We start from the raw sequence: 16843 nt of genomic DNA, 5'->3' as shown, positions 1-16843 counted from the left end.
TTATCCTCACAACGCCGCGATGACTGCAATGACCGATATTCCAGACCATATGAACCCCAAGCGTTCCTTTCAGGCGCTGATCCTGACGCTGCACAATTACTGGGCCGACAAGGGCTGCGCGGTATTGCAGCCCTATGATATGGAAGTGGGCGCGGGTACGTTTCATCCGGCAACGACGCTGCGTGCGCTGGGCCCGAAGCCGTGGAAGGCTGCCTATGTGCAGCCCTCGCGCCGGCCTTCTGATGGTCGCTACGGTGAAAACCCCAACCGTTTGCAGCATTATTACCAGTATCAGGTCATTCTGAAGCCCAACCCTTCCAACCTTCAGGAACTGTATCTCGGTTCTCTGAAGGCGATCGGTCTCGATCCGCTGCTGCATGATGTGCGCTTCGTCGAAGACGACTGGGAAAGCCCGACGCTCGGCGCCTGGGGTCTCGGCTGGGAGTGCTGGTGCGACGGTATGGAAGTGTCGCAATTCACCTACTTCCAGCAGGTATGCGGCATCGAATGCTCGCCGGTCGCTGGCGAACTGACCTACGGTCTGGAGCGTCTGGCCATGTATGTTCAGGGCGTCGACAATGTCTACGACCTCAACTTCAACGGCCGCGAGGGTGAAGAGAAAATCTCCTATGGTGACGTCTTCCTGCAGGCCGAGCAGGAATACTCCCGCCATAATTTCGAATTTGCCGACACCGGCATGCTGCATCGCCATTTCATCGACGCGGAAAAGGAATGCCTGGCGCTTCTCGCCGCGGGCGCGCCGGGTGATGATGATAATCAGCGCCTGCATAAATGCGTGTTCCCGGCCTATGACCAGTGCATCAAGGCAAGCCATGTCTTTAACCTGCTGGATGCGCGCGGCGTGATCTCGGTGACGGAACGCCAGAGTTATATCCTGCGCGTGCGCACGCTGGCAAAAGCCTGCGGCGAAGCCTTCCTGCTCACGGATGCGGGCGGGTTGAACTGGAACAGGGCCGCCTGAACCTTTATGTAAGGCGGGGCAACAGTCTAACGTGCGGGTGCCGTTGCGGCGCTCGCGCCTCTTGAGGAGGGGTCGGGAATGTTCATCACGCTGGCAATCATCGCGGCAATCGCGCTCTATGTCGTCTTCATCTATAACGGGCTCGTCAAGGCGAGGCAGATGAAGGAAGAGGCGTGGTCGGGCATCGACGTGCAGTTGAAACGCCGCGCCGATCTCATTCCCAATCTCATCGAGACCGTGAAGGGCTACGCGGCGCATGAAAAAAGCACCTTCGAGGAGGTGATTGCCATGCGCAACCGGGCCCAGGCCGTGCCCGCTGGCGATGTCGAAGGCCGCGCCCAGGCGGAAGGCATGCTGTCGCAGGCGCTCGGTAAGCTCTTTGCGCTCGCTGAAGCCTATCCTGATCTGAAAGCCAACACGAACTTTCTGGAATTGCAGCGCTCGCTGGAAACAATCGAGGGCGAACTGCAGATGTCGCGCCGTTATTACAATGGCGCCGCGCGCGATCTGAACGTCAGGGTGGAAAGCTTCCCATCCAATCTGATCGCCGGCCAGTTCGGTTTTGCCAAGGCACCTTATTTCGAGATCGACAACCCGGCAGACCGCGCCGTGCCGACCGTGAAATTCTAAGGCCACCGTTCCCCGGGTCCAAATCCTCCCGCCGACATTCCTATATCCCGGCTCTCTGCCGCATTCTTTGACAAGACGAAGATCATGATCGAACTGACCATCACCCCGCCCGGCCACCCGCTTTCCGGCAAGGTAGAGCCGCCCGGCTCCAAATCCATCACCAACCGCGCGCTTCTGCTGGCTGGCCTCGCCAAGGGAAAAAGCCGCCTAACCGGCGCGTTGAAGAGCGATGATACGCTCTATATGGCCGAAGCCCTGCGCGCCATGGGCGTTAAGGTGACAGAACCTGACGCCACGACCTTCGTGGTGGAGGGTACAGGCGTGCTTCAACAGCCGGAAAAGCCGCTTTTTCTCGGCAATGCCGGCACAGCCACGCGGTTCCTGACTTCGGCTGCAGCACTGGTGGATGGCGCCGTCATCATCGATGGCGACGAGCACATGCGCAAACGCCCGATCATGCCGCTGGTGGAAGCGCTGCGCGCCCTCGGCGTCGAAGCGGATGCGCCGACCGGCTGCCCGCCAGTTACCGTGCGGGGCAAGGGCATGGGTTTCCCGAAGGGCAGCGTCACCATCGATGCCAACCTCTCCAGCCAGTATGTGTCGGCACTTCTGATGGCGGCCGCCTGCGGCGACAAGCCTGTCGATATCATCCTCAAGGGCGAGGAAATCGGCGCGAAGGGTTATATCGATCTCACAACATCAGCCATGGAAGCCTTCGGCGCAAAGGTGGAGCGGGTCAGCAACGCCATCTGGCGCGTGCATCCGACCGGCTACACCGCGACCGATTTCCACATCGAACCGGATGCATCCGCCGCCACCTATCTCTGGGGCGCGGAGCTTCTTACCGCCGGTGCGATCGACATCGGCACGCCCGCCGACAAGTTCACCCAGCCGGATGCCAAGGCCTATGAGGTCATGGCGCAGTTTCCGCATCTGCCCGCTGAAATCGACGGTTCGCAGATGCAGGACGCCATTCCGACCATCGCCGTTCTCGCCGCGTTCAACGAAACGCCGGTACGTTTCGTCGGCATCGCCAATCTGCGCGTCAAGGAATGTGACCGTATCCGCGCCGTCTCGCTCGGCCTCAACGAAATCCGTAACGGTCTGGCGCATGAGGAAGGCGACGACCTGATCGTGCATGCCGATCCGGCGCTCGCGGGTCAGACGGTCGATGCCTCCATCGATACTTTTGCCGATCACCGCATCGCCATGAGCTTTGCGCTGGCGGCGCTGAAGATCGGCGGCATCGCCATCCAGAACCCTGCCTGCGTTGGCAAGACCTATCCGGGCTACTGGAAGGCGCTCGCCTCGCTCGGCGTAGACTATACCGAAAAGGAAAGTGCTGCCTAGCCGCAGCACTGAAACCGGCTGGAGGAGACCGCCCCGTGAAGACCATCGCCGCAAGACTTCTCGCGCTGCTTGTCTTCCTGGGCGCGGCATGCCCGGCCTTTGCGGAAGAATTCATCCGCTCCTATCATTCCGTCGTCGAGGTTGCGAAGAGTGGCGAACTGACGGTGACGGAAACCATCACCGCCCGTGCTGAAGGTCAGAACATCAAGCGCGGCATCTTCCGCGATTTCCCGCTTTATGCGCTGGATGCGAATAACCGACGCACCAAGGTGGATTTTAACGTCGTTTCCGTGGAGCGCGATGGCGCGCCGGAGAACTGGCGCACCGAGAATATCGATGGCGGCATCCGCATTTATACCGGCAGCGCCGATCGTTTTCTTCCGACCGGCGAGCATATCTTCCAGATCACCTACACCACCGCCCGGCAGATCCGTTATTTCAGCGACTATGACGAACTCACCTGGAATGTCACCGGCAATGGCTGGCAGTTTCCGATGGGTGAGATTTCCGCCACCATCACTTTGCCACAGGGCGTGAAGGCCACCGATACTGCCGTTTTCACCGGTCCACTCGGTGCCAAAGGCAAGGATGCGCGCATTTTGAGCGAAGGCAACGAGGTGTTTTTTGCCTCTACCCGCCCGTTTTCAGTGGGCGAGGGCATGACAGTTGCCGTGAAGTTACCGAAGGGCGCCATTGCGGCCCCCGACTCCTCCCAGGAGGCAGGTTGGTGGCTACGTGACAATCTTGCCATCCTGCTTTCGGGCGGCGGGCTTTTCGCAGTGCTGCTCTATTATCTGCGAGCATGGTTCTCGGTCGGCCGTGATCCGGCCAAGGGTGTAGTCGTGCCGCGCTGGGATGCACCGGAGGGGCTTTCGCCGGCTCTGGTCAATTACGTTGATAACAGGGGTTTTTCCGGCGCAGGCTGGACAGCGCTGTCCGCCTCGGCACTTGATCTGGCGGTCAAGGGTTATGTCGTTCTGGAGGATCTGAAGAACTCCATCGTCATCCGCCGCACGCAAAAGCAGGCTGGGGCGGAGTTGCCGAGCGGGCAGAAGACGCTGTTGTCCTCCATCGGTGGTCCGGGCGAGACGCTCACCATCGACAAGGCGCATGGAACGGAAGTCGAAAAGGTCGGCAAGCAGTTTCGCGCGGCGATAGAGAAAGAGCACCGCGGCAAATATTACCGCAGCAATGCCGGTTACATCGTTTTCGGCATCTTCTTCAGTGTCGCCGTCATCGTCGCGACGCTGGTGTTCGGTGATCTCGATGAAAGCGCCATTGCCGCCGTGCTGGTCTTCGGCTTTTTCGCCTTCTTCTTCAGCATCCTGTCGATCGGCATCGGCCGACAGTTCTCGCGTGGCGCGTCGTTGAGCAAGCGCATCGGCGGCATCGTCATGCTGGCCTTTGCCGGTTTTGTGGCTTTCTCGGTCATTGGCGGCATTGCCACGCAGATCCTGCTGGATGTGACGCATGACACCAAGTCGCTGGCGCTGGCCGCCATCGGCGGCATCGTGCTTACCAACGCGCTGTTCCTGTTCCTGATGGGTGCGCCGACGCCGCTCGGCCGCAAGCTGATGGACGGCATCGAGGGCCTCAGAACCTATCTGACGCTGGCGGAAAAGGACCGGATGAATATGGCGGATGCCCCCGCCATGTCGCCGCAGCATTTTGAGACATTGCTGCCCTATGCGGTCGCGCTCGGCGTGGAAAAACCCTGGAGCCGCACCTTCGAGACCTGGCTTGCCACGGCTGCTGCCGGTGCCGCCGCGGCAAGTTATGCGCCCGGCTGGTATTTGGGCAGCAATTACGGCAGCTTCGGAGACCGGATTGGTGGGTTCTCCACTTCCATGGCGAATACAATCGCTTCCACCATTCCCCAACCTGTCAGCTCATCTTCCTCCAGCTTTTCAGGTGGCGGTGGCGGTGGTTCTTCCGGTTCGGGCGGCGGCGGTGGTGGTGGTGGCGGCTGGTAACGTCCACCGGCGGTAATTTAACCGATAGCTGATGACTTTTGCCGCTGGTCTTGCTAAGTCCGCGACACTCTTTTGCAACAGATTAAAGTCCTTATCCCATGCCCGATCTTCTGCTTGAACTTCGCTCCGAGGAAATCCCCGCACGCATGCAGCGCAAGGCGGCGGGCGATCTGAAGAAACTCGTCACTGACGCCTTGGTGGAGAGAGGGCTGACCTATGAGGGTGCGCGCGAATATTGGACGCCGCGCCGCCTGACGCTGGATATTCGCGGCCTCAATGCCCGCTCCGCCGATGTGCGTGAGGAAAAGAAGGGTCCGCGCACCGATGCCAACGAAAAGGCGATTGAGGGCTTTCTGCGCGGCGCTGGCCTTAATGATGTCTCCGAGGCTCAGGTCGTTTCCGATCCGAAGAAAGGCGATTTCTACATCGCCATCATCAACAAGCCCGGCCGCGCGGCGGAAGAGATCATCGCCGAGGTGATGCCCGGCATCATCCGCTCCTTCCCCTGGCCGAAATCCATGCGCTCCGGCCCGGCCTCCATGCCGAAGGGCTCTAGCTATGCCGGCATTGAAGGCAAGGGCTCGGAGAGCCTGCGCTGGGTGCGCCCGCTGCAATCCATCGTCTGCCTGTTCGGCCCCGAACATGACGAAACCCAGGTCATTCCCTTTGTCATCGACGGCATCGTCGCTGGCAACGTCACCTATGGCCACCGTTTCCATGCGCCGGGTCCGATCACCGTGCGCCGTTTCGAGGATTATGTCTCCAGCCTTGAAAAGGCGAAGGTCATTCTCGATGCCGACCGCCGCAAGGATATCATCCTGCACGATGCCAAGGATCTGGCATTTGCCAACGGCCTTGAGCTGGTGGAAGACGAAGGCCTGCTGGAAGAAGTCTCCGGCCTCGTTGAATGGCCGCAGGTGCTGATGGGCACTTTCGAGGAGGATTACCTGCAAATCCCGGCGGAAATCATCCGGCTGACCATCAAGACCAACCAGAAGTGTTTTGTCACCCGCAATCAGGGTGCGGAAGAGGGTCTCTCCAACCGCTTCATCCTCATCTCGAACATCGAGGCAAGCGACGGCGGCAAGGAAATCATCCATGGCAACGGCAAGGTCGTCCGCGCCCGCCTGTCGGATGCCCGCCATTTCTGGAACCGTGACCAGGGCGATCTGCCCGATCTGGAGACGTTGAAGGATTCGGCTGCGAAATTTGGCCTCGATCTCAAGAAGCCGCTCGACCAGCGCATGGCCAAGCTCGATGCGCTGAACGTTACCTTCCATGCCAAGCTCGGCACTCAAGGGCAGCGTGTGGCCCGCATTCGCGAACTGGCCAAGGCTCTGGCCCCCGTCGTCGGTGCCGATGCTGCTCTGGTGGACCGCGCCGTGGTGCTGGCGAAAGCCGACCTGCGCACCGAAGCCGTCGGCGAATTCCCCGAGCTTCAGGGCCTGATGGGCCGAAAATACGCAACCTTGCAGGGCGAAAACGAAAGTGTCGCCGCGGCGATCGAGGATCACTACAAGCCGCAGGGTCCCTCCGACCGCCTGCCAGCCGACAAGGTGGCGATCACGGTTGCTCTCGCCGACAAACTCGACACGCTCGTCGGCTTCTGGGCCATCGATGAAAAGCCTACCGGTTCGAAGGATCCCTTCGCACTGCGCCGTGCGGCGCTGGGCGTGGTTCGCATTCTGCTGGAACGGAATGTGCGTCTGCCGCTTCGGATGCCCTTGTTGATTCAGCTTGCTGAAATTTTCGTCAATAACTCCTTACGCCAATATCCGCAGAATCTTGATCAAGTTTTTGAATTGGAAGCAAAGGGATTGGTTTCTGATGGTGCTACTTCATCTTTGATATCTAAACTTGGAAGTGAGGCTAACAAGTCGGAGGTAATCAATAAGATTGGACCTTTGGCGTTGAAAACACTTAATGACCTCCTCTCCTTCTTCCACGACCGCCTCAAGGTCTACCTCCGCGACCTCGGTGCCCGTTACGATCTGATCGACGCCGTTGTGACACCGGAATCCGACGACCTGCTGATGATCGCCCGCCGTGTCGAGGCGCTGACCGCCTTCATCACCGGCGAAGATGGCCGGAACCTGCTGGCCGGTGCAAAGCGCGCCACCCAGCTTCTGGCCGCAGAGGAAAAGAAGGGCACCGTGGTTGCGAACAGCGTTTCAGAAGAATTGTTGAAGCTCGACGCCGAAAAGGCGCTTTACGCGGCGATCAAGACCGCTTCCGCCGATGCCGCAAAGGCCGTCGAGACGGAAGATTTCCGCTCCGCCATGCAGGCGCTTTCGACGCTTCGCGCGCCCGTCGACAAGTTTTTCGAGGATGTGCTCGTCAACGACGAGGACGCGGCCATCCGCGCAAACCGTCTGGCGCTGTTGAAGGCCATTCGTGAAGCCACCGGAACGGTTGCGGATTTCTCGAAGATTACGGGGTGAGGCAGGGTTGCCAATGGTAATGTTTATGTTACTATTTCTCCATGAAGGTCGTTGAATATCTGGACCCTAACGGATCGAGCCCATTTGAGCGATGGTTCGTGAAGATCGACGCGCGTGCAGCGTCGAAGGTAACGATGGCCGTGACCCGGATGGGGCAGGGCAATCTCTCCAACGTAAAATCCGTTGGCTCCGGTGTTCTCGAATACCGGATCGATTATGGCCCCGGATATCGTGTCTATTTCGGGCGTGACGGTGATGAGCTGGTGATATTGCTGATTGGTGGAACCAAGGCACGGCAGCAGAACGATATCGAAGCGGCCAAGGCCTTTTGGCAGGATTATAAATCCAGAAAGGGCGCCCACAAGGGTGCCGGGATGGGTGATTGACATGGCGCTAACGCGGGAATTCAAACAGACAGTCAAGGCGAGGGCGGAAAAAGACCCAGCCTTCCGGGCGGCTCTCTTGTCGGATGCTGTGGAACTGTTGCTGGAGGGAGATGTCGAAACCGGCAAGTCGGTATTGCGAGATTTCATCAACGCCACGATCGGTTTCGAGACTTTATCCAAACACGTGGATGTGCCTGCGAAAAGCCTGATGCGCATGTTCGGCCCGAAGGGAAATCCCCGGGCCGATAATCTGTTTAGTGTCATTCAAGCGCTTCAGAAGAACTCGGGTATACATCTCGCTGTCGCAGCGGCCTGATGATCACCAAAATCCTAATCAGCGCCTGCCTTCTCGGCCAGCCGGTCAGATATGACGGCAAGGGCAAAACTCTCGTCCACCCGGCGATAGACCGCTGGCGGGATGAAGGCAGGCTGGTGGCGATCTGTCCGGAAATGGCGGGCGGCATGTCCGTGCCGCGCCCGCCGGCAGAGATCGAGAAGGGAGCTTCCGGTCTCGATGTGCTGGAAGGCCGCGCCCGGGTGCTGGAAGTAACCGGTGGCGATGTCACGGCGGAATTTATTGCCGGTGCGGAAAAGGCGTTGGCCCTTGCTAAAGCCAATGGCTGCACGCACGCGCTGTTGATCGACGGCAGCCCGTCCTGCGGATCGGTCGCGATCTATGACGGCTCGTTCTCCGGCATCAAACATGCGGGCAATGGCGTGACGGCGGCACTGCTTGAAAGAGCGGGAATTGCGGTCTTTTCGCCTGCCGATATCGACCGGCTGGATACTCTGACACGTTGAAACAAAAAAACGCCGGAGTTTCCTCCGGCGTTTTCGTTTATCCATCACCTCAGCGTCTGTCACCCCGCCATGCGCATCTGCTCTGCCATGCCGTGGAGTTGGTTGCCGGAGGAGACGCGGAAGCCGCGGATGAGGTTCAGTAGCTCTTCGGTATCGACGGCCAGCGCTTCCGCCGAAGCCGTGGTCTCTTCCGCCATCGCCGCATTGTGCTGGGTGGCGACGTCGAGCTGGTTGAGCGATGTGGAGATAGAGCGCAGCGTCGTGTCCTGTTCGGCCGCCGAATGGGCGATCTTGCCGACGATCTCGTTGGCGGATTTGATCTGGTCCGAGATGCGTTTCAGCGCGTCACCGGCTTCGCCGACAAGACGCACGCCGTTTTCCACCTGGTTGGAAGAGCGGGCGATCTGGTCCTTGATCTCCTTGGCGGCGGCGGCGGATTTCTGCGCCAGTTCGCGCACTTCCTGTGCCACCACGGCAAAGCCCTTGCCCGCTTCCCCGGCACGCGCCGCTTCCACGCCCGCATTCAGTGCCAGAAGATTGGTCTGGAAAGCGATGTCGTCGATCACGCCGATGATGTTCGAAATCTGATCGGAAGATTGTTCGATGCCGCTCATCGCCGCAATCGCTTCTTCCACCACCCGGTCGCTGCGCATCGCTTCGGAACTGACTGTCGTGACGCGTTTGGCGGCGTCGGCTGCACCTTCAGCCGTCTGGCGTACCGCAACCGTCAACTCGTCGAGCGCGGCAGAGGTTTCCTCGAGATTTGCCGCCTGCCGTTCGGTGCGCTGCGAAAGCTCGTTGGAGGCCTTGCGGATTTCTTCCTTCGAGCCGCCGATATCGATGCTCTTGGAATTCACCTTGGCCATGGCGGCGTCGAGATGGGTCAATGCCTCGTTGAAGTTGTCGCGCAGCGCGGCGTAACGGTTGCCGAGATCGGCGCAACGCACGGTCAGATCACCGCCGGCGAGTTTTTCCAGCGCCTCGCCAATGGTGGTGACGACACGTGCCTGCAATGCGGCCTCGTCGCGCTGCATGTCGAGGTTGTTCTGGCGCTCGGCGTTGAGCTGCTGCTGCTGTTCTTCCTCCCGGCGCTGCATGGCGTGGCGCTCCCGCACCTTGTCCTGAAGCGAGGCCGTGGCCTTCGCCATCATGCCCACCTCGTTGGTCAGCCCGGTATGGGGTATGGTGAGCGAGACGTTCTCATTGGCGACTTCACCCAGCGCCCTGTGAATGTCGCCGAGCGGCTTCGAGATCCCCCGGATAACGTAGAAGGCGGCGGCAAGTGCCAGCACGAAGATGGCGGCACCGATGGACAGCGCCCTCATCACCTCGCCACGAACCTGGGCATTCAGATCATCGATGTAAACGCCGGTCACGACCACCACCTGCCAGGGCTCAAAAGCAAGGGCGTAGGAGCTTTTGGCGTAGTCATTGCCTTCCATGCCGGGCTTCGGACCGTAGAAATCCGTCTGGCCGCCGCCGTTGCGGCCAAGCCGTACGAGCTCGTCACGATACTGGAAGCCCTTGCTGTCCGGCTTGCCCTTGTAGTTCTCGCCGACACGCTTCGCGTCGGGATGGAATTTCATCGTCACGTCGTAGTCGTAACCGAACAGATAGCCATCCGGGGTGAACCGCATGGCGCTGACGGTGGCGAAGGCCTGCTTCATGGCGTCTTCGTGTGAAAGCGTCCCGGCCTTTTCCTTGTCGTGGAAGGATTGCAGGATGGAAATGGCGGATTGCACCTGTGTCCGCAGCATGCCGTAGCGTTCTTCATAGATCGCGTCGGTGGCGGATTTCAGCTGGTAAAATGTTGCTGCTGCGAAGGCGGCCATAAGGGCCACCACGAGCACGATCAGCTGACGGGAAATGGAAAGATTCTTCATGGGCGCTCACAAGCTTTTGCGTCGCGAGCCGGAAAAAGCCGCGCGCTGCCGAAGTTTCGAAAATGGGAAGGCGCCTGATGCGCTGTGATCAGCCTGAAAGCGAAAGTCCGCTCCAAGCCCTCATGTCGTGCTGCATCGCACTATGAGGTCACTTAGCGGCAAAAAATTTGAATAAATATTTAATTAGCAAAAGCTTTATGAGCGTGCTTGGCAGAATAATGGATGCATAATTTATTATTCACCGGATGGTTGCCGTGCACTTCGAAAAATGCAGCGATGACGCGATTATTTGACTTTTGTCATCAAAGACGCCGCCGACACTGTCGGTCAATTGCCGCGCAATTTGAAATCCTGGAAATCGGGTGCCGCCATTGCTGATGCGCTTGACGGTGCCGTGGCATTGGCCGCCGAAATTGTCTTCGTCGCTGCCGTGGTCGCGGTCATGTCTATGCCTGCTGGCGTGGCTGCCGTTTCCTGGGGGGGAGTGCCAGCTTCACCCTCATCATAGGTGGCAATTGCGGTGCCGGGGGTTTCCTGCGGCATCCAAGCGGGATTGGTGCTGACGAAGGTGACGGGCGCGCCGCCAAGCCAGGCCTCGGTGCGCACCAGCGTGCGCTTACCCTCGATTTCACGCATTTCCGTGTGCTGCGTGCCCGGCTCGATGGAGGGGATGGCAAAGCCCTCGGGGGCAGGGTTGTCCTTCACGGGCTGGCAGCGGGCGCAGTCGAGACGAACGAAGCTGCCATTGCTGGTGTGGGTGCCGTTTACATATTCGATGGAAGACGCCATCGCAGACCCGCCGGTCAGCGCGACAACCGCTGTCAAAAGAAGACGACGCATCGAAAAACCCCCGAAATGACGGCGCAGCCTCACGATCGAGACAGAATGCGCCCTTCAATGTTCGGCAGATATTATCGGTCTTTCGTTTCCATCAGGTCAGCAAACTTGGTAAAAATTGAGCGAAATCTGCGCTCGGGCCGCTGTATGCCTTGAATGGTCAGACTTTTTCGCGCGCCACGGCCTGCCAGCCGATATCGCGACGGCAGAAGCCGTTTTCCCATTCCACCTTGGCCGCCAGCGCATAGGCGCGCGCCTGCGCTTCCGTCACGTTCTTGCCAAAGGCGGTGACGTTCAGCACGCGTCCGCCCGTCGCCACCAGTCTGCCGTCCTTCAGCGCCGTCCCGGCATGGAACACCTTTGCCTCTTCGCTGGCATCGGGAATATGGGCGATGGGCGTGTTCTTGTCGTAGGCACCGGGGTAACCCTTGGAAGCTAGAACAACCGTCAGCGCCGCATCGTCGCGCCATTCCGCTTTTACCTTGTCCAGCGTGCCGGTAGCAGTGGCGTAGAGGATCGGCAGCAGGTCGCTCTTGAGGCGCATCATCAGCACCTGACATTCCGGATCGCCGAAACGCACATTGTATTCGATCAGCTCGGGGCCTTTGGCGGTGATCATCAGACCGGCGAAAAATACGCCGGAGAAGGGATTGCCGTCTTTCGCCATGCCAGAAATCGTCGGTTCGATGATTTCTTTCATGGTGCGCTCCACCATGGCTGGTGTCATCACCGGGGCGGGGGAATAGGCGCCCATGCCGCCGGTGTTGGGGCCGGTGTCGCCATCACCCACGCGCTTGTGGTCCTGGGCTGTTGCCAACGCCAGCGCGGTTTTGCCATCGGAAAGGCAGAAGAAACTGGCTTCCTCACCGTCGAGGAAAGCTTCCACCACAACCTCGGCGCCGGCAGCGCCAAAAGCGCCGTCGAAACAGTCGTCGATGGCGGCAAGCGCTTCCGCCTCGCTCATGGCAACCGTTACGCCCTTGCCGGCGGCAAGCCCGTCGGCCTTGATGACGATGGGTGCGCCCTGTTCACGGACATATTGCTTTGCCGGTTCGGCGGTCTTGAAACGCTGGTAAGCCCCGGTTGGAATATCGTAACGGGCGCATAGATCCTTAGTGAACCCCTTGGAACCCTCAAGCTGAGCGGCTGCTTTCGAAGGCCCGAAGGTGGCAATACCAGCCGCACGCAGATCATCTGCCAGACCGGCAACCAGCGGCGCTTCCGGTCCGACGACGACGAAGTCGATCGCCTTTTCCCTGGCAAAGGCGATAACGGCGGCGTGGTCTTCCACGTCAAGCGAAACGAGTGTCGCATGGTCGGCTATGCCGGGATTGCCGGGAGCGGCATAAAGTTCATCGAGCAGGGGAGACTGGGCGATTTTCCACGCCAGCGCATGTTCGCGTCCGCCGGAACCGATCAACAGAACTTTCATGGTCAACACCCCTGCAAATTCGCCTTTAACCTTGTTTGAGGGGCGTTAAGGGCAGGGGGGCGAAAGGTCAAGGAGAAAGCGCCGCAAATGCCCGTCTTTCCCTCGAACTCAGCCTTTCCTGTGGAATCGTTGCCGCCTCTTGTTGTCACGCCACAATCAGACATTATGTTCGCCGCTCCAGATGTGACATCAGAGAACCCCATGACCGCAGATAATGCCCGCCTCGCCACGCTCATCGCCTCCGAAATCAACGCCCGCGCCGATCAGGTGAAGGCGGCAGTGGCGTTGCTGGACGAGGGAGCGACCGTGCCCTTCATCGCCCGTTACCGCAAGGAAGCGACAGGAGGGCTGGATGATACCCAGCTTCGAACGCTTGCCGAACGCCTCGTCTATCTGCGTGAACTCAATGCGCGCCGCGCCTCCATTGTTGATACCATCAACGGTCAAGGCAAGATGACGGACGCCCTGATGGTCAAGATCATGCAGGCGGGCACCAAGGCGGAGCTGGAAGACCTTTATCTGCCCTACAAGCCGAAGCGCCGCACCCGCGCCGAAATCGCCCGCGAGCGCGGTCTCGGTCCGCTGGCCGAAGCGATCTGGGCAAACCGCGCAGCCGATCCGGCAAAGCTTGGCGAGGCCTATGTGCAGGGCGAGGTGGCGGATGTGAAGGCAGCGCTTGAAGGCGCGCGTGACATCGTGGCGGAAACCATGACGGAAAACGCCGATCTTCTTGGACGCCTGCGCGACTATATGCGCCAGAACGCCATTTTCCGCGCCAAGGTGGTCGACGGCAAGCAGGCGGCAGGCGAAAAATTCTCCGATTATTTCGATCATTTCGAGCGCTGGGCGACAGTGCCGGGACACCGCGCGCTGGCCATGCTGCGCGGCTGGAACGAGGAGATTCTGACGCTGACCATCGATGTCGATGCGGATGATCCCTCTCCGGTCAAACCCGCGCAGCGTACCGTCGCGGCCGCCTTCGATATCCGCAATGCCGGCCCCGCCGATCAATGGTTGATGGAAGTGGCAGGCTGGACCTGGCGGGTGAAGCTCTCCATGTCGCTTTCGCTCGATCTCATGCGCGAATTGCGCGAACGTGCGGAAGAAGAGGCGATCAATGTTTTCGCCCGCAATCTCAAGGATTTGCTGCTGGCCGCACCGGCGGGCTCACGCGCCACCATGGGGCTCGATCCGGGCATCCGCACCGGCGTCAAGGTGGCCGTGGTGGATGGCACCGGCAAGCTGCTCGACACCACGACGGTCTATCCCTTCCAGCCGAGGAACGACGTGCGCGGCGCGCAGGCGGAACTGGCCATGCTCATCCGCAAGCACAATGTCGAGCTGATCGCCATCGGCAACGGCACGGGCAGCCGTGAGACGGAAAAGCTGGTCGCCGATCTGCTGACACAGATGCCGGCTTCGGCTTCCGGCGCAAAGCCCACCAAGGTCATCGTTTCGGAGGCGGGCGCATCGGTCTATTCCGCGTCGGAACGGGCGGCGGCGGAATTCCCCAATCTCGACGTGTCCCTGCGTGGCGCGGTATCCATCGCCCGCCGCCTTCAGGACCCGCTGGCCGAACTGGTGAAGATCGAGCCGAAATCCATCGGCGTCGGGCAGTATCAGCACGATGTCGATCAGGGCCGTCTCAGCCGTTCACTCGACGCGGTCGTGGAAGATGCGGTGAATGCCGTCGGTGTCGATCTCAATACCGCCTCCTCGCCGCTTCTGGCGCGGGTTTCCGGCCTCGGTGCTTCGATTGCCGATGCCATCGTTGCACACCGCGACCAGACCGGCCCCTTTGCCAGCCGCAAGGAGCTGTTGAAGGTGCCGCGCCTTGGCCAGCGCACCTTCGAGCAATGCGCCGGCTTTCTGCGTATTCCCAACGGCAAGGAACCGCTGGATTCGTCCTCCGTGCACCCCGAAGCCTATGGCGTTGCGAAAAAGATCGTCGCCGCCTGCGGTCGCGACCTGCGCACGCTGATGGGTGACAGCGCCACGCTGAAGGGGCTTGATCCGAAGCGCTTCATCGACGAGCAATTCGGCCTGCCCACCGTCAAGGACATCATCGCCGAACTGGAAAAGCCCGGCCGAGACCCGCGCCCAAGCTTCAAGACGGCGACCTTTGCTGACGGCGTGGACGAGATCACCGATCTGAAACCGGGCATGTTGCTGGAAGGTACCGTCACCAATGTCGCCGCCTTCGGCGCTTTCGTGGATATCGGTGTGCACCAGGACGGGCTCGTGCATGTCTCGCAGCTGGCCGACCGTTTCGTGAAAGACCCGCATGAGGTCGTGAAAGCGGGTGATGTTGTCAAGGTCCGTGTCGTGGAAGTGGATGTGAAGCGCAAGCGTATTGCCCTCACCATGCGCAAGGACGGCGGCGAGGCGGCACCCCAGCCAATGCGCGAAAAGGGCAATGCGGGCGCCATGCGCCACGCGAATTCCAAACCGCAGGGACACAACGAAGGGTCGCAATCCGGTGGTGCTCTTGCTGCGGCTCTGGCCGAAGCGATGAAGCGACGCTGACCTCCGGTTGAAATAATTTCAATGGAAAAGCCCTGCCGGAAACCCCGGTGGGGCTTTTTGCTTGATGAAATCGTTCAATTTTTTTGAAATAAGACTATCTTGAAACTTGTGCCGAAAGGAATACGGTCAGAAAAATTGATAAGTGAGACTTAGCAATTGGGGGTGCCATGGCGTCGTCTCTGCATGTTCTTCTCGAAAAGATAATCAAGAACGGTAATCTTGTCGTCAATAGCCCGGGTGGTAGCCGTACATTTGGTAACGGTACCGGAACAAGGGTGGTTCTGAATTTCACCGACGAAGCTGCCATGCAGGAGATCGCTGCCGATCCTGCGCTGAAACTCGCCGAAATTTATATGGAAGGCCGTATGCAGGTCGTCGAGGGCGACATCTACGACTTTCTGGCGCTGGTTAAAAGCAACACGCTAAGCGAGGCGCTGTCCTTCGGCATGGTGTGGCGTGGTATGGCCCGCATCATCGCCGCCCGCATCAGGATGCATCTGCCGGTAAACCACAACAAGAGCAACGTCGCCCATCACTATGATCTGAGCGCCAAGCTGTTCGACATCTTCCTTGATGAGGACTGGCAATATTCCTGCGCCTATTTCAATCCGCCGGGCATCAGCCTTTATGAGGCGCAGGTCGCCAAGAAGCGGCACATCGCCGCCAAGCTGATGACGGAGCCGGGCCAGAGCGTACTGGAGATCGGATCCGGCTGGGGCGGCATGGCGATGTATATTGCCGAAAGTGCAGGTGCCGATGTGACCGGCATCACGCTCAGCGAGGAGCAACTGCGCGTTTCCCGTGACCGTGCAGCAAAACGTGGGCTTGCCGGCAATGTTCGTTTCGAATTGCAGGACTACCGTTACCTGCCTGCCTCGAAGAAATTCGACCGTATCGTCTCGGTCGGCATGTTCGAACATGTCGGGCCGACCCATTACCGCGATTATTTCGACAAGGTGGCGGAGGTTCTGGACGACAAGGGCGTAATGTTGCTGCATTCCATCGGCCAGCCCAGTCCGGCACTTGCAACCAATCCCTTCATCGAAAAATATATTTTCCCCGGTGGTTACATCCCCTCGCTTGCCGAGGTGCTGCCGGCCATCCAGAAGTCGGGGCTGCTGGTGAAGGATATCGAAATCCTGCCCATGCATTATGCGCATACGCTGCGGCACTGGCGCGAACGTTTCGTGGCGCGCAAGGCAGAGGCGGTAGCACTTTATGACGAACGTTTCTTCCGCATGTGGGAATTTTATCTGGCGGGGTCCGAAATGGCCTTTACCCACGAAAATTTCCATATTTTCCAGATCCAGCTCGCCAAGGATCGCGACGCCGTTCCGCATAATCGCGACTACATTGCCCGCAACGAGGAAAAGCTGCTGGAGTTCGAAAAGACGCGGCCGCCGCTTGAGAAGGTTATGTTCTAAGGCTTGTCCATTCGCCGCCGTCATGCCGGACCTGATCTGGCATCCAGCCAGCCCAAGTCCTCGGGCTGAAAGAAGGCTTCCTGCCGCGCAGACGCGCGACGGCTGAATTCCGGCTCAGGGCCGGAATGACGGAAGAGCTAATCGCCGCCCTCTCGCGCTGGTTAATGGAATGGAAACG

The 16843-nt window shown here is 59.7% G+C and carries 13 protein-coding genes; 10 read left to right on the top strand and 3 right to left on the bottom strand.

Annotated elements, in window-relative coordinates; genetic code table 11:
* The first annotated feature begins 19 nt into the window (after positions 1 to 19).
* The 8 genes from FB593_RS06335 to FB593_RS06300 all read left to right on the top strand — a co-directional run bounded on the left by FB593_RS06335 (position 20) and on the right by FB593_RS06300 (position 8563).
* Positions 20 to 982 (top strand): glycine--tRNA ligase subunit alpha, encoded by a 963-nt coding sequence (locus tag FB593_RS06335; RefSeq protein ID WP_013635520.1) that lies wholly within the window; start codon positions 20 to 22, stop codon positions 980 to 982.
* A gap of 78 nt (positions 983 to 1060) precedes the next feature.
* Complete coding sequence (locus FB593_RS06330; RefSeq protein ID WP_025592535.1) at positions 1061 to 1612, top strand: LemA family protein; 552 nt, start codon at positions 1061 to 1063, stop codon at positions 1610 to 1612.
* Between the two features lie 84 nt (positions 1613 to 1696).
* Complete coding sequence (locus tag FB593_RS06325; RefSeq protein WP_112290850.1) at positions 1697 to 2962, top strand: 3-phosphoshikimate 1-carboxyvinyltransferase; 1266 nt, start codon at positions 1697 to 1699, stop codon at positions 2960 to 2962.
* A gap of 35 nt (positions 2963 to 2997) precedes the next feature.
* Complete coding sequence (locus FB593_RS06320) at positions 2998 to 4935, top strand: DUF2207 domain-containing protein (protein ID WP_145166398.1); 1938 nt, start codon at positions 2998 to 3000, stop codon at positions 4933 to 4935.
* A 98-nt stretch (positions 4936 to 5033) separates the two neighbouring features.
* On the top strand, positions 5034 to 7376 hold the full coding sequence (gene glyS, locus FB593_RS06315) for a glycine--tRNA ligase subunit beta (protein WP_145166397.1): 2343 nt from the start codon (positions 5034 to 5036) through the stop codon (positions 7374 to 7376).
* Positions 7377 to 7417: 41 nt separating this feature from the next.
* Positions 7418 to 7762 carry a type II toxin-antitoxin system RelE/ParE family toxin gene (locus FB593_RS06310; RefSeq protein WP_003515189.1) on the top strand — a complete coding sequence of 115 codons (345 nt, stop codon included), beginning with the start codon at positions 7418 to 7420 and terminating at the stop codon, positions 7760 to 7762.
* Position 7763: 1 nt separating this feature from the next.
* On the top strand, positions 7764 to 8078 hold the full coding sequence (locus tag FB593_RS06305; protein ID WP_003515190.1) for a DNA-binding protein: 315 nt from the start codon (positions 7764 to 7766) through the stop codon (positions 8076 to 8078).
* The gene (locus FB593_RS06300; protein WP_145166396.1) at positions 8078 to 8563 is read left to right on the top strand and encodes a DUF523 domain-containing protein; all 486 of its coding nucleotides are present in this window, start codon (positions 8078 to 8080) and stop codon (positions 8561 to 8563) included. The genes FB593_RS06305 and FB593_RS06300 overlap by 1 nt, the downstream gene beginning before the upstream one ends.
* A 59-nt stretch (positions 8564 to 8622) precedes the next feature.
* On the opposite strand, the gene FB593_RS06295 is transcribed toward FB593_RS06300, so the two are convergent.
* From FB593_RS06295 to purD, 3 genes are all read right to left on the bottom strand, one after another.
* Entirely contained in the window at positions 8623 to 10446 is a 1824-nt protein-coding gene (locus tag FB593_RS06295) for a methyl-accepting chemotaxis protein (protein WP_111782792.1), read from the bottom strand.
* A gap of 327 nt (positions 10447 to 10773) precedes the next feature.
* Positions 10774 to 11286: a plant virulence effector HPE1-like domain-containing protein gene (locus tag FB593_RS06290; protein ID WP_013635527.1), complete on the bottom strand. Its 513-nt coding sequence runs from the start codon at positions 11284 to 11286 to the stop codon at positions 10774 to 10776.
* Positions 11287 to 11443: 157 nt separating this feature from the next.
* Positions 11444 to 12715, bottom strand: coding sequence for a phosphoribosylamine--glycine ligase (gene purD, locus FB593_RS06285; RefSeq protein WP_065661341.1), 1272 nt, complete (start codon positions 12713 to 12715; stop codon positions 11444 to 11446).
* A 201-nt stretch (positions 12716 to 12916) separates the two neighbouring features.
* On the opposite strand from purD, the gene FB593_RS06280 reads away from it, so the two are divergent.
* Positions 12917 to 15241, top strand: coding sequence for a Tex family protein (locus tag FB593_RS06280; RefSeq protein WP_065658323.1), 2325 nt, complete (start codon positions 12917 to 12919; stop codon positions 15239 to 15241).
* A 167-nt stretch (positions 15242 to 15408) separates the two neighbouring features.
* Positions 15409 to 16665 carry an SAM-dependent methyltransferase gene (locus FB593_RS06275; RefSeq protein WP_065661339.1) on the top strand — a complete coding sequence of 419 codons (1257 nt, stop codon included), beginning with the start codon at positions 15409 to 15411 and terminating at the stop codon, positions 16663 to 16665.
* Positions 16666 to 16843: the final 178 nt, after the last annotated feature.

Source organism: Rhizobium sp. SJZ105 (genome assembly GCF_007828365.1).
GTDB classification, from domain to species: Bacteria; Pseudomonadota; Alphaproteobacteria; order Rhizobiales; family Rhizobiaceae; genus Agrobacterium; species Agrobacterium tumefaciens.
This window is presented reverse-complemented; position numbering and strand designations above follow the sequence as displayed.